Origin of the sequence: Streptomyces arenae (genome assembly GCF_022343545.1) — a bacterium.
GTDB lineage: Bacteria > Actinomycetota > Actinomycetes > Streptomycetales > Streptomycetaceae > Streptomyces > Streptomyces humi.
This window is the reverse complement of the sequence record NZ_JAKQYH010000043.1, coordinates 153,267-166,249: the sequence shown is the minus strand read 5'-3', so window position 1 is coordinate 166,249 and position 12,983 is coordinate 153,267. Positions and strand designations below refer to the sequence as shown.

11 protein-coding genes are annotated in these 12,983 nt (G+C 72.4%); 6 read left to right on the top strand and 5 right to left on the bottom strand.

The window, feature by feature from the left end; translation table 11 throughout:
• Window positions 1-4: 4 nt before the first annotated feature.
• Genes MB828_RS18860 through MB828_RS18850 form a run of 3 tightly spaced genes read right to left on the bottom strand, consistent with a single transcriptional unit; the run spans window position 5 to window position 4,565 of the window.
• The gene (locus MB828_RS18860) at window positions 5-925 is read right to left on the bottom strand and encodes a hydroxymethylglutaryl-CoA lyase (protein ID WP_301649294.1); all 921 of its coding nucleotides are present in this window, start codon (window positions 923-925) and stop codon (window positions 5-7) included.
• A gap of 8 nt (window positions 926-933) precedes the next feature.
• The gene (locus tag MB828_RS18855) at window positions 934-2,937 is read right to left on the bottom strand and encodes a biotin carboxylase N-terminal domain-containing protein (protein ID WP_301649239.1); all 2,004 of its coding nucleotides are present in this window, start codon (window positions 2,935-2,937) and stop codon (window positions 934-936) included.
• An 11-nt stretch (window positions 2,938-2,948) separates the two neighbouring features.
• Window positions 2,949-4,565, bottom strand: a complete 1,617-nt coding sequence (locus MB828_RS18850; protein WP_301649238.1) for a carboxyl transferase domain-containing protein — start codon at window positions 4,563-4,565, stop codon at window positions 2,949-2,951.
• A gap of 86 nt (window positions 4,566-4,651) precedes the next feature.
• Here MB828_RS18850 and MB828_RS18845 point away from each other — a divergent pair, with 86 nt between their 5' ends.
• The 5 genes from MB828_RS18845 (at window position 4,652) to MB828_RS18825 (ending at window position 8,863) form a co-directional block, all read left to right on the top strand.
• A complete protein-coding gene (locus MB828_RS18845; RefSeq protein ID WP_301649237.1) occupies window positions 4,652-5,248 on the top strand; it encodes an SACE_7040 family transcriptional regulator in 597 nt (198 codons plus the stop codon).
• Between the two features lie 112 nt (window positions 5,249-5,360).
• Window positions 5,361-6,518, top strand: a complete 1,158-nt coding sequence (locus MB828_RS18840) for an acyl-CoA dehydrogenase family protein (RefSeq protein WP_133021778.1) — start codon at window positions 5,361-5,363, stop codon at window positions 6,516-6,518.
• A 35-nt stretch (window positions 6,519-6,553) separates the two neighbouring features.
• Window positions 6,554-7,426 (top strand): acyl-CoA thioesterase, encoded by an 873-nt coding sequence (locus MB828_RS18835; RefSeq protein WP_133021779.1) that lies wholly within the window; start codon window positions 6,554-6,556, stop codon window positions 7,424-7,426.
• Between the two features lie 5 nt (window positions 7,427-7,431).
• A complete protein-coding gene (locus MB828_RS18830) occupies window positions 7,432-8,391 on the top strand; it encodes a cation diffusion facilitator family transporter (protein WP_301649236.1) in 960 nt (319 codons plus the stop codon).
• Window positions 8,392-8,554: 163 nt separating this feature from the next.
• Entirely contained in the window at window positions 8,555-8,863 is a 309-nt protein-coding gene (locus MB828_RS18825; RefSeq protein ID WP_133021781.1) for a hypothetical protein, read from the top strand.
• Window positions 8,864-8,991: 128 nt separating this feature from the next.
• On the opposite strand, the gene MB828_RS18820 is transcribed toward MB828_RS18825, so the two are convergent.
• Both MB828_RS18820 and MB828_RS18815 read right to left on the bottom strand, forming a co-directional pair.
• The gene (locus MB828_RS18820; protein ID WP_133021782.1) at window positions 8,992-9,780 is read right to left on the bottom strand and encodes a phosphatase; all 789 of its coding nucleotides are present in this window, start codon (window positions 9,778-9,780) and stop codon (window positions 8,992-8,994) included.
• Between the two features lie 61 nt (window positions 9,781-9,841).
• Entirely contained in the window at window positions 9,842-11,362 is a 1,521-nt protein-coding gene (locus tag MB828_RS18815; protein ID WP_301649235.1) for a helix-turn-helix domain-containing protein, read from the bottom strand.
• Window positions 11,363-11,486: 124 nt separating this feature from the next.
• On the opposite strand from MB828_RS18815, the gene MB828_RS18810 reads away from it, so the two are divergent.
• Window positions 11,487-12,944, top strand: a complete 1,458-nt coding sequence (locus MB828_RS18810) for a sodium:solute symporter (RefSeq protein ID WP_301649234.1) — start codon at window positions 11,487-11,489, stop codon at window positions 12,942-12,944.
• Window positions 12,945-12,983 lie beyond the last annotated feature (39 nt).

Here is a 12,983-nt window from a genome sequence, read left to right as displayed (position 1 = left end):
GTCGTCACTCCTGGTGGGAGAGGGCGCGTACGGTACGGGACGGGCTGGGTCGGCCCAGTTGGCCGGCCATCCACACGCTGGTGGCGGTGAGACGGCCGAGATCGACTCCGGTCTCGATGCCGAGGCCCTGGAGCATCCAGACCAGGTCCTCGGTGGCGAGGTTGCCGGTGGCGGACTTGGCGAACGGGCAGCCGCCGAGCCCGCCGGCGGACGCGTCGACCGTCGTCACGCCGTGTTCCAGGGCCGCGTAGGTGTTGGCGAGCGCCTGGCCGTAGGTGTCGTGGAAGTGCACGCCGATGACGTTCGTCGGCACGCCCTCCTCGTTGAGGAGGGAGAGGAGTCCGAGGACGTGGCCGGGGGTCGCCACTCCGATGGTGTCGCCGAGGCTCAGCTCGTCGCAGCCCATGTCGCGCAGCGCCCGGCAGACCCGCACGACCTGGTGGAGCGGCACGGCTCCCTCCCAGGGGTCGCCGAAGCACATCGAGACATAGCCGCGGACGTGCGCGCCGGCCTCCTTCGCCTGCCGGACGACGGGGTCGAAGACGGCCAGCGACTCGTCCACCGTGCGGTTGAGGTTGGCCTTGGCGAAGGACTCGGTGGCGCTGGCGAAGACGGCGACCCGGCGGGCGCCGAGGGCCAGCGCGCGGTCCAGCCCGCGCCGGTTGGGGACCAGCACGGGCAGGGCGACCCCGGAGAGGTCGCGGACCCGGGGGAACAGGTCCTCCGCGTCGGCCAGCTGGGGCACCCACTTGGGGTGCACGAAGCTGGTCGCCTCGATCGTCGTCAGGCCCGCGTCGGCCAGCCGGTGGATGAACTCGGCCTTGACCTCCGTGGGCACGGCCGACTTCTCGTTCTGCAGTCCGTCGCGCGCGCCCACCTCGTGGATCCGTACCCGGGCGGGCAGATCGGTGGCCGGTACGGCCATGGGGAGTGTCACTGGTCCTCCTCCGCCGGGGCGGCCGGCGCGATCACGGCGAGCACCTGGTCCATGGCGACCGTGGTGCCGGGCCGCACGTCGAGTTCGGCGACCGTGCCGGCGTGCGGGGCGGAGATGACGTGTTCCATCTTCATCGCCTCGACCACCAGCAGGCTCTGACCTGCGGTCACCTCGTCGCCCACGGCGACCTTCACCACGGTCACCGTGCCGGGCATCGGCGCGGTGAGGGAGTCGGCGCCGGAGTGCGCGCCGCGGTCGAGGGTCGCGGCCACCGGGTCGTGGTCGCGCACCTGCCAGGCGTCGCCGTTCAGGCCGAGCCAGCTGCCGTCCGGCAGCGCGGCGAAGGAGTGGGTGACGCCGTCCAGCCCGAAGGTGAACCGGTGCCCGTCCGTAAGCCCCCGGGGCAGGGACCCCGGCACGGGTTCCGCCGAGCCGGGCAGGAGGAGTTCCGCCGTCCCGTCCGGCGTGCTGCGCACGCGGACGGTCACCGGATCGTGGCCGGGCACCTGGAGGTGGTAGGGGGTCCAGGCCCGCCGGCCGCCGAGGCGCCAGCCGTCGACGGCGGCGAAGGGGTCGGCCCAGCTGGGGCCGCCGGCGGGCGTGAGCGCGCCGTGGCGCAGCAGCGCGGCCGCCGCGTACACCTGCGCGGGCACCGCGTCCGGCACCAGCCCGGCCGCCTCCCGCTCCACAAGGCCGGTGTCCAGCTCCCCGGCCACCACCGCCGGATGGGCGAGGAGCCGGCGCAGGAACCCGGCGTTGGTCCCCACGCCCAGCGTGACCGTCCCGGCGAGGGCCGCGCGCAGCTTGCGGAGCGCCGTCTCCCGGTCCGGGCCGTACGCGATCACCTTGGACAGCATCGGGTCGTACCGGCTGCCCACCTCGGTGCCCTCGCTGAGCCCGGAGTCGGTACGGACCCCGGCGCCGGACGGCTCGTCCAGCAGCAGCACGGTGCCGCCGGTCGGCAGGAAGCCGCGGGCCGGGTCCTCCGCGCAGATCCGCGCCTCGACCGCGTGCCCGGTGAGCGCGATGTCCCCCTGCCCGTACGGCAGCCGCTCACCCGCGGCCACCCGCAGCTGCCACTCCACCAGGTCGAGACCGGTGACCAGCTCCGTGACCGGGTGCTCCACCTGGAGCCGGGTGTTCATCTCCATGAAGTAGTACGACGAAGGGTCGCCGCCCGGCACGATGAACTCGACCGTGCCCGCGCCGACGTACCCGCACGAGCGCGCCGCCTGCACCGCGGCCTCGCCCATCGCGGCCCGGGTCGCCTCGTCCAGGAGCACGCTGGGCGCCTCCTCCACGACCTTCTGGTGCCGCCGCTGGAGCGAGCACTCGCGCTCGCCGAGGTGCACCACGTCGCCGTGGCCGTCGGCCAGTACCTGGATCTCGATGTGCCGGGGCCGGTCGACCCAGCGCTCGACGAGGAGCGTGTCGTCGCCGAAGGAGGCGCGGGCCTCGCGCCGGGCGGCGGCGATCTCGTCGTCCAGCAGGGTGAGGTCGCGCACCAGCCGCATGCCCTTGCCGCCGCCGCCCGCGGACGGCTTGAGCAGCACCGGCGCACCCAACGCCCGTGCCGCGTCCGCCAGTTCGGGGTCACGGCCGCCGGGCACCACCGGCACCCCGGCGGCCTGGACGGTCTCCTTGGCCCGGATCTTGTCGCCCATCAGCGCGATCGCGTCGGCCGGCGGGCCGATGAAGACCAGCCCGGCCGCCTCGCAGGCGCGTGCGAAGGCCGCGTTCTCGGCGAGGAAGCCGTAGCCGGGGTGGACGGCCTGCGCGCCGGTCCGCGCGGCCGCGTCCAGCAGCCGCTCCACCGACAGATAGCTCTCGGCCGCGGGTGCCGGGCCGAGCCGGACCGCCGTGTCGGCCTCCCGGACGTGCCGGGCGTCCGCGTCGGCGTCGGAGTACACGGCCACCGAGCGCACGCCCAGCGAGCGCAGCGTCCGGACGATCCGGACGGCGATCTCGCCCCGGTTGGCCACGAGTACGGTGTCGAACACGAGTCCCCTCCTCACATCCGGAAGACGCCGAACCGGGGTTCACCCAGCGGCGCGTTGCCACAGGCCGTCAGCGCCAGGCCCAGCACCTGCCGGGTGTCGAGGGGGTCGATGACCCCGTCGTCCCAGAGGCGGGCCGTCGCGTAGTAGGCGTTGCCCTGGCGCTCGTACTGCTCCCGGACGGGTGCCTTGAAGGCCTCCTCCGCCTCGCGGGGCCACTCCTCGCCGCGTGCCTCCAGCTGGTCCCGCTTGACCGTGGCCAGCACGCCGGCGGCCTGCTCGCCGCCCATCACGGAGATCTTCGCGTTGGGCCACATCCACAGGAAGCGGGGCGAGTAGGCCCGGCCGCACATGGAGTAGTTCCCGGCGCCGTAGGAGCCGCCGACCACCACCGTCAGCTTCGGCACCCGGGTGCAGGCCACCGCCGTCACCATCTTCGCGCCGTGCTTGGCGATGCCGCCCGCCTCGTAGTCCCTGCCCACCATGAAGCCGGAGATGTTCTGGAGGAACACCAGCGGGATCCCGCGCTGGTCGCACAGCTCGATGAAGTGGGCGCCCTTCTGGGCGGACTCGGAGAACAGGATGCCGTTGTTGGCGACGATGCCGACGGGGTGACCGTGGATCCGGGCGAAGCCGGTGACCAGGGTCTGCCCGAACTCGCTCTTGAACTCGGCGAACCGGGAGCCGTCGACGACCCGGGCGATGATCTCGCGGACGTCGTAGGGGGTCCGGGAGTCGACGGGGACGGCGCCGTAGAGGCCGTAGGGGTCGGCCTTGGGCTCGGCGGCCGGGGCGACCTGCCAGGGCAGGGCACGCCGGGCCGGGAGGGTGGCGGCGATGTTCCGGACGATCCGCAGGGCGTGCGCGTCGTCCTCGGCGAGGTGGTCGGTGACCCCGGAGACCCGGGAGTGGACCTCGCCGCCGCCCAGCTCCTCGGCCGTCACCACCTCACCCGTGGCGGCCTTCACCAGCGGGGGCCCGCCCAGGAAGATCGTGCCCTGGCCGCGGACGATGACCGCCTCGTCGCTCATCGCCGGGACGTACGCGCCGCCGGCCGTGCACGAGCCGAGCACCGCCGCGATCTGCGGGATCCCCGCGGCCGACATCCGGGCCTGGTTGTAGAAGATCCGCCCGAAGTGGTCACGGTCCGGGAAGACCTCGTCCTGCATGGGCAGGAAGGCGCCCCCGGAGTCCACCAGATAGAGGCAGGGCAGCCGGTTGTCGAGGGCCACCTCCTGCGCCCGCAGGTGCTTCTTCACGGTCATCGGGTAGTACGTGCCGCCCTTGACGGTCGCGTCGTTGGCGACGATCACGCACTCCCGGCCGCTGACCCGCCCGATCCCGGCGATCACGCCCGCGGCCGGGGCCGCCCCGTCGTACATCCCGTCGGCGGCCAGCGGGGCCAGCTCCAGGAACGGGGACCCCGGATCCAGCAGGGTGTCCACCCGGTCCCTGGGCAGCAGCTTCCCGCGTGCGGTGTGCCGGGCCCGCGCCTTCTCGCCGCCGCCCAGCGCGGCCGCGGCCAGCTTGCCGCGCAGCTCCTCCACGAGGACGCGGTGCGCCTCCTCGTTGGCCCGAAAGGCCTCCGACGCGGGGTCCGCCGCGCTGTGGAGCTCCGGTGCCTGGTCCATCCCGCGATCCCCTCACCTTGTTAATGAGCGTTAACGCATTTCCCTCAGGTTAACGAGCGCTAACCTCCCTGTCTAGAATTGCCTTCATGGTCACGAGAACCGACGCCCCGACCCGTCGTGAGCAGATCCTCAAGGAGGCCGCCCGGCTCTTCGCCGAGCGCGGCTTCCACGGTGTCGGCGTGGACGAGATAGGCGCCGCGGTCGGCATCAGCGGGCCCGGTCTCTACCGGCACTTCGCGGGCAAGGACGCGATGCTCGCGGAGCTCCTGGTGGGGATCAGCGGGCAGCTGCTGACGGGGGCGAAGCGGCGCCTGGCGGAGGCCGACGGGGTCCCCGCCGAGCAGGTGCTCGACTCCCTCATCGAGGGGCACATCGACTTCGCCCTCGACGACCGTCCACTGATCACCCTGCACGACCGGGAACTGGACCGCCTGCGCGAGAGCGACCGGAAACTGGTCCGCCAGCTCCAGCGGCAGTACGTCGAGCTGTGGGTGCAGGTCGTCCGGGAGGTCCACCCGCGGCTCGCGGAGCCCGCCGCCCGCTCGGCGGTCCACTCGGTCTTCGGCCTCCTGAACTCCACCCCGCACTTGGGCCGACCGGGTTCCCTGCCGGGGCGGGGGACCACGGCGGGACTGCTGCACCGGATGGCGAAGGGGGCGTTCGGCGCGGCGGCGGGGGAGTGACGAGCGTTACCCCCGTCCCGTCCCGCGCACCCTGGACCCGTCGGCCTACCCACCGGTACCTTGGTGATCTGAGCAAGCGCTTAGACAGCTGACGTGCCTGGAGGTGGCGGCCGTGCGCCGTACGTTGTACAACGAGGATCACGAGGCGTTCCGGGACACCCTCCGCGCCTTCATCGAGGCCGAGGTCGTCCCGGTCTACGACGAGTGGCTCGCCGCCGGCCAGGCCCCCCGCGACTTCTACTACAAGCTCGCCGAGCTGGGCGTCTTCGGCATCCGCGTGGACGAGGAGTACGGCGGCGCCGGCATCGACTCCTACAAGTTCGAGGCCGTCCTGTACGAGGAGACCGCCCGCGCCGGCATCTCCTTCGGTGGCTCCGGCGTGCACGTGCTGCTCGGCCTGCCGTACATCAAGCTGCTCGCCACCGACGAGCAGAAGAAGCGGTACCTGCCCAAGTTCGTCTCCGGTGAGGAGATGTGGGCCATCGCGATGACCGAGCCGGGCACCGGCTCCGACCTCGCCGGCATGAAGACCACCGCCAAGCTCAGCGAGGACGGCACCCACTACGTCCTCAACGGCGCCAAGACCTTCATCACCGGCGGTGTGCACGCCGACCGCATGATCGTCTGCGCCCGTACCGCCGCGCCCACCAAGGAGGACCGCCGGCACGGCATCTCCCTCTTCGTGGTGGACACCAAGGCGGAGGGCTACTCGATCGGGCGCAAGCTCGACAAGCTGGGCCTGAAGACCTCCGACACCGCCGAGCTGGCGTTCGTCGACGTCAAGATCCCGGTCGAGGACCTCCTCGGCGAGGAGAACAAGGGCTTCTACTACCTCGGCCACAACCTCGCCTCGGAGCGCTGGGGCATCGCCTTCGGCGCCTACGCGCAGGCCAAGGCCGCGGTCCGGTTCGCCAAGCAGTACGTGCAGGAGCGGGTCGTCTTCGGCCAGCCCGTCGCCGCCTTCCAGAACACCAAGTTCGAGCTGGCCGCCTGCCAGGCCGAGGTGGACGCCGCCGAGGCCGTGGTCGACCGCGCCACCGAGGCCCTGGACGCCGGTGAGCTGACCCCTGCCGAGGCGGCCAGCGCCAAGCTGTTCACCACCGAGGTCGCGCACCGCGTGATCGACCGCTGCCTCCAGCTGCACGGCGGCTACGGCTTCATGAACGAGTACCCGATCGCCCGCCTGTACGCGGACAACCGGGTCAACCGCATCTACGGCGGCACCAGCGAGATCATGAAGACGATCATCGCGAAGGACATGGGCCTGTAAGCCCGCTGCAACTACCGGCCAGTAGAAAAGGTGCCATGAACCAGGCACTGAATGATCTCCTCGACCTGCTCGACCTGGAGCAGATCGAGGAGGACATCTTCCGCGGCCAGTCCCGGTCCGCCGTCGTCCCGCGCGTCTTCGGCGGACAGGTCGCGGCCCAGGCGCTGGTCGCCGCCGGACGCACCGTCCCGGCGGACCGGCACGCCCACTCCCTGCACGCGTACTTCCTGCGCGCCGGCGACCCGGGCGCGCCCATCGTCTACAACGTCGAGCGGATCCGCGACGGCCGCTCCTTCACCACCCGGCGCGCGGTCGCGGTCCAGCACGGCCGGCCGATCTTCGCGCTCTCGGCGTCCTTCCAGACGTTCGAGGAGGGCCTCGACCACCAGGCCCCGATGCCGCCCGCGCCCGACCCGGACACCCTCCCCACCTCGGCGGAGCGCTTCCGCGGTTACGACCACCTGGACCCGGTCGTCGTCGGGAAGTTCCTGGAGGCCCGCGAGGCGATCGACCTGCGGTACGTCGACGAGCCGCCGTACGGGAAGTACGGGGAGCCGCGCGAACCGCACAGCCAGGTCTGGTTCCGCACCAACGGCAAGCTCGACGACGACCCCCTGCTGCACGTCGTCCTCGCCACCTACGTCTCCGACATGACCCTCCTCGACTCCGTGCTGCTCGCGCACGGGCGCGGCGGCTGGGCCGTCGGCGACGTGGTGGGCGCCTCGCTCGACCACGCCATGTGGTTCCACCGCCCGTTCCGCGCCGACGAGTGGCTGCTCTACGACCAGGAGTCGCCGTCCGCGTCCGGCGGCCGGGGGCTCGGCCAGGCCCGGATCTACACCCAGGACGGTTCACTCGCCGTTTCCGTGATCCAGGAGGGTGTCGTCCGCGTCCCCCGGGAAAGCTGAGAGGCGTGACGGAGACACACGCGCACGACGACGACGGCGGCGGCGAGAGCACCTTCACGGTGATCGTCGCCGCCGTCGCCAATCTCGGGATCGCCGTGGCCAAGGCGGTCGCCGGAGTGATCAGCGGGTCCAGCGCGATGCTCTCCGAGGCGGCGCACTCGGTCGCCGACACCGTCACCGAACTGCTGCTGCTCACCGCCCTCAAGCGCAGCGGGAAGCCGGCCGACGAGGAACATCCCCTCGGCTACGGCCCCGAGCGGTACATCTGGGCCATGCTCGCCGCCTTCGCCACCTTCGTCGGCGGCGCGGTCTTCTCCCTCTACGACGGCGTCCACACGCTGGCCGTCGGGGAGGAACCCGGCGATCCGCTGACCTCGTACGTCGTGCTGGCCGTGGCCTTCGTGCTGGAGGGGTACTCCCTGCGCACCGGCCTGAAGCAGGCGCGCGGTGCGGCGGCCCGCGTCAAGGCGCCGTTCAAGCGCTACCTCCGGTACACCCCCGACACCGCCGTGAAGGCCGTGGTGCTGGAGGACTCGGCCGCGCTGGTCGGCCTGGTGCTCGCGGCCGGCGGGCTGCTCGGCGGCCAGCTCACCGGCTCCGGCGTCTGGGACGGCCTCGCCTCCCTCCTCATCGGCGTGCTCCTGCTGTACGTCGCCTGGGTGCTGGGCCGGTCCAACGCCGAACTCCTCATCGGGCGGCCGCTGCCGAGGTCCGCGCGGGAGCGGATCCGCGCGGAGCTGCTGGAGTCCGAGCACATCGTGGCCGTGCTGGAGCTGACCACGCTGGTGCAGGGTCCGGACGAGGCGCTGGTGGCCGCCAAGGTGGACTTCCGGGACGTGTCGACGGCGGCCGAGATCGAGTGGGCCTGCGAGCGCGCCGAGCAGCGGCTGCGGGCCGCGTTCCCCGCGATCGGCCGGGTGTACCTGGATCCCACGCCGGGGCCTCTGAACTCCCCGGGCCCCTGACTCGTCTGGGCCCCTGAGCTCGGGGAATGACGGTCGGTGACCACCCGACGTGCCGTCCCACTTGTCCGAGATTAAGCTCTATGAGTGAAATGCCGCACAGTGCATGTGCCGCATAGCGGACGTGCCGCGTAGCGGACGTATGTCCGGCAGAAAGGTATTTCCCATGCGAGTACAGCGCGCGAGGCGTCTCGCCGCGATGTCCGCCGCCGGCCTGCTGCTGGCCGGTGGTGCCGCGATCGGCGCCGCGGGTACCGCCTCGGCGGCTCCCGCCTCCACCCACCAGACCGTCGTCACCGGCGGCTTCGGCTGCAACGGCTTCCGGGGCGGCGGGTTCAACAACTGCGGCTTCCGCAGCTTCGGCGTCGTCCCCGTCGTTCCGGTCGTCCCGGTCGTGGTCGTCCCCGCCTTCGGCTTCGGCGGTTTCGGCGGCCTCGGTGGCTTCGGCGGGTTCGGCGGACTCGGGTTCGGCTGAACCGGCCGGGCACGACGGGTTCGGCTGAACCGGCCGGGCACGACAGGACCACGAACGGCAGGAACTGAGGGTCTAGGGCCAGTACACGGTGTGCGGCTCCCGTCTCACGGGGGCCGCACACCGGCGTGTCAGGCCAGCCCGGCCTCCGCCAGCAGGTACGCGGTCAGCGGGTCGTAGTACCGCGGGCTGAGCACGTGATCGTCGAGGGGCACGGCCACCTGGAGGGTGCCCTCCGCCTCGGCGAGGAACAGCGCCGGGTCGTTGCAGTCGGCGTAGCCGACGGAGTCCACACCGGCCTGCGCCGCGTACCCCGCCCAGCCGTGGTCGGCGACGACCAGGTCGGGCAGCGGCCGGCCCGCGCGCTCCAGGCCGCCCAGGATCGCCTTCATCGGCTCCCCGGAGTGGGTGTGCCACAGGGTCGCCCCGTGCTCCAGCACCGCCACGTCGGCGAACTGCATCACGTACCCCTCGTCCGTCTGGAGGCCGTCCGGGATCACCACGATCTCGCAGCCGGCCGCGCGCAGCGCCGCCGCCGTCGCCCGGTGCACGTCCAGCAGGCCGCCCGGGTGGCCGGTCGCGAACAGCACCCGCTGCCGCCCCTCGGCCGCCTTGCGCAGCCGCGCGGCCAGCCGGTCCAGGGCGTCCACGGTCAGCTCGGGATCGATGGTGTCCTGGCCGTACCGGTACTCGGCGTCGTCGTTCACCCCGACCCGCTCGGCCATCACGGCCAGTACGTCCTGCTCGTCGGTCCAGCGGTCGCCGAGTTCCAGCCCGAGCCACCAGTTGCGCTCGCCGTTGGCCAGCTTGCGGTAGTGGAGCAGGTTGTTCTCGCGGGGGGTTGCGACATCGCCCGCGATACGGGTCTTCACAAGGTGCTCGACGAGCTCGGCGCGGCTGGGTGTCCCGGGTATCGGCATGGCTCCATTGTGGGGCAGCGTGCTGTGCGGTTTCCCTGCGTATCGCCCGCTGGGACGTGGGTCACTGCTGTCCGAGGGCGAACCACAGCTCCATCCGGACGTCCGGGTCGTCGAGTTCGGTGCCGAGGAGGGCCGCGCAGCGGGCGATGCGCTGGCGCACGGTGTTGCGGTGGACCGACAGGGCGACCGCGGTGCGGTCCCAACTGCCGTGCAGGGAGAGCCAGGTGCGCAGGGTCTCGGTGAGGGCGGGGTGCTCCGCGAGGGGGGCGAGGAGGGTGCGGGCGTGGGCCTGCGCGTCCTCGCGTGGGACCAGGCCGGCGAGGGTGGGGCGGGTGCTGTGGCGGACGAGGGGGGTGCGGGTGGCGCGGGCGCGGGCGAGGGCGCGGGCCGCGCGGGTGGCGGCGGTCGGGAGTTGGTGCGGGGGGACCGCGTCGCTGACGCCGATGGTCCAGCCGGGCTGGGGTTCGGGGGTGCGGTCCGCCGGGAGCAGGATGCGGACGGTTTCCCCTACGGGGTCGATGAGGGTCGAGCCGAGTTTGGCGCCCAGTGCGGTGGGGGCCACGAGGTCTGGCGGGAGCGGGTGCGCGGGGGCTTGTCGCGCAGTTCCCCGCGCCCCTGGGGAGGGGCGGTCCCGTCGGTCGTTCTGGCAGGCCTCCACCACCAACCAGTCGCCGTCTCCGCCCAGCAAAGGTGTCACCTCCTCCGGTGTGCCGCCCAGCATCAGCCGTACCAGCGCCGCGCTGCGGGCCGCGCCCGAGCCGCTCTGCTGTTGGCCGGTGAGGAGGGTGAGCAGGACCGTGGCCACCGAGGCGATGGTGTGGTCGCCCGGTTCGCGGGTCGGGGTGGCCACGCCGAGAGCGAAGCCGCTGCTGAGGGTGTAGGCGGCGAGGTGGCTGCCGGCGGTGGCGTGGGTGGCGGAGGTGGGGGTGCCGGGGCCCGACGGGCGTACGACCTCCGCCAGCTCGGCGAGCGTCTCGCGCACCGGCGGCTCCGGCTCCCGGCCCGCCGACGCGATCTCCGTGCCCTCCGGGCCGTACAGGGTCGTCCAGCCGCCCACCCGCTGGGCCAGCTGGCGCAGCACCGCGGGGACCGGGTCCGGGCGGGCCGCGGCGGCCGCGAGGCTCTGCTGGGCCTCGCTGACCCGGCGCAGCTCGGCGAGGCGGGCCTGGGCCAGCAACTGCCAGACGGCGCGGGCGACGGCGGTGAACGGGGTCCGCGGCGGGACCTCGATCAGCGGGAGGCCGTACCGGTCGCAGGCGGCGACGAGGGCGCGCGGGACGGTGTCGTGGACGGGGGCCAGGCCGAAGCCGAGGGCGGCGCCGCCCGCCGCGACGATCCGGGAGACGTAGCCGTCGAAGTAGGTGCCCGAACCCGCCGCGTCCGGGATGTGCACCCCGGCCGTCAGCAGCAGCTCGCCGCCCAGCAGGTACGGGTACGGGTCGGCCATCTCCGAGGTGTGGGCCGCGTGGACCACCAGGGAGGGGTCGGACGGGCCCGCGATCCGGCGCAGGGCGAGGTCCTCGCGGGCCAGCAGCGCCGCGAGGGGCACCGCGGGCGTGGGGGGAACGGCGGGATCCGGCATGGTGTGCGTTCCCTCCATGCGCTACGGCTCGAATGGATGAAACGTACACTTCGCAGTCGCTTTCCGGCCACCTAGTGTCGTGGCACGTCATCCGACTCCGTGCACACGATTCGAGGGAGGTCCCATGGCCGTCGACTACACAGTGATCGTGCTCTATCTCGCCGGGATGCTGGCCATGGGCTGGTGGGGCATGCGTCGCGCCAGGTCCAAGAGCGAGTTCCTGGTGGCCGGGCGCCGGCTCGGGCCCGCCATGTACTCCGGCACCATGGCCGCGATCGTCCTCGGCGGCGCGTCCACCATCGGCGGGGTCGGTCTCGGGTACCAGTACGGGCTGTCCGGGGCCTGGATGGTCTTCACCATCGGCCTGGGCCTGCTCGCCCTCTCCGTCTTCTTCTCGGCCCGGATCGCCCGCCTCAAGGTCTACACCGTCTCCGAGATGCTGGACCTGCGGTACGGCGGCCGGGCGGGCGTGATCTCCGGCGTGGTCATGTGGGCGTACACCCTGATGCTCGCCGTCACCTCGACCATCGCCTACGCCACGATCTTCGACGTCCTCTTCGACATGAACCGGACCGTCGCGATCGTCCTCGGCGGCTCGATCGTGGTCGCGTACTCGACGCTCGGCGGCATGTGGTCGATCACCCTGACGGACATGGTCCAGTTCGTCGTGAAGACCATCGGTGTGCTGCTCCTGCTGCTGCCCATCGCGGTGGTGAAGGCGGGTGGCTTCGGCGCGATGAGGGCGAAGCTGCCGACGTCGTACTTCGACCCGCTGGGCATCGGCGGCGAGACCATCTTCACGTACGTGCTCATCTACACGTTCGGCATGCTCATCGGGCAGGACATCTGGCAGCGGGTGTTCACGGCGCGCAGCGACACGACGGCCCGGTGGGGCGGCACGGTCGCGGGCACCTACTGTCTGGTCTACGCCCTCGCCGGGGCGGTCATCGGGACCGCCGCCAAGGTGCTCTACCCGAAGCTGGGCAGCCCGGACGACGCCTTCGCGACCATCGTCAAGGACGAACTCCCGGTCGGCGTGCGGGGGCTGGTGCTGGCCGCCGCGCTGGCCGCGGTGATGTCGACCTCCTCCGGCGCGCTGATCGCCTGCGCCACCGTCGCCAACAACGACATCTGGTCGCGGCTGCGCGGGAAGGCGCGCTCCGGCGACCACGACGAGGTGCGGGGCAACCGCGTCTTCATCCTGGTCATGGGGATCGGGGTGATCGGCACGGCCATCGCGCTCAACGACGTGGTGGAGGCGCTGACCGTGGCGTACAACCTGCTCGTCGGCGGCCTGCTGGTGCCGATCCTCGGCGGGCTGCTGTGGAAGCGCGGCACCGTGCAGGGCGCCCTCGCCGCCGTGGTCGTCGGCGGCCTCGCGGTGATCGGCCTGATGGCCGGGTACGGCATCCTCGCCAACGAGCCCGTCTACTACGGCCTCCTCTCCTCCCTCGCCGCGTACGTCGCCGTCTCCCTGGCGACGAAGCCGACCGACGCGGCGGTGCTGGCGAACTGGCGCGAGCGGCTGGCTGGCCGTGCCGCCCCCGAACTCGCGTCCGAACCGGTGCCGGCCCACCAGTAGAGTCGTCAGCAGAGGCAGTACATAGCGGTACGTACGCGA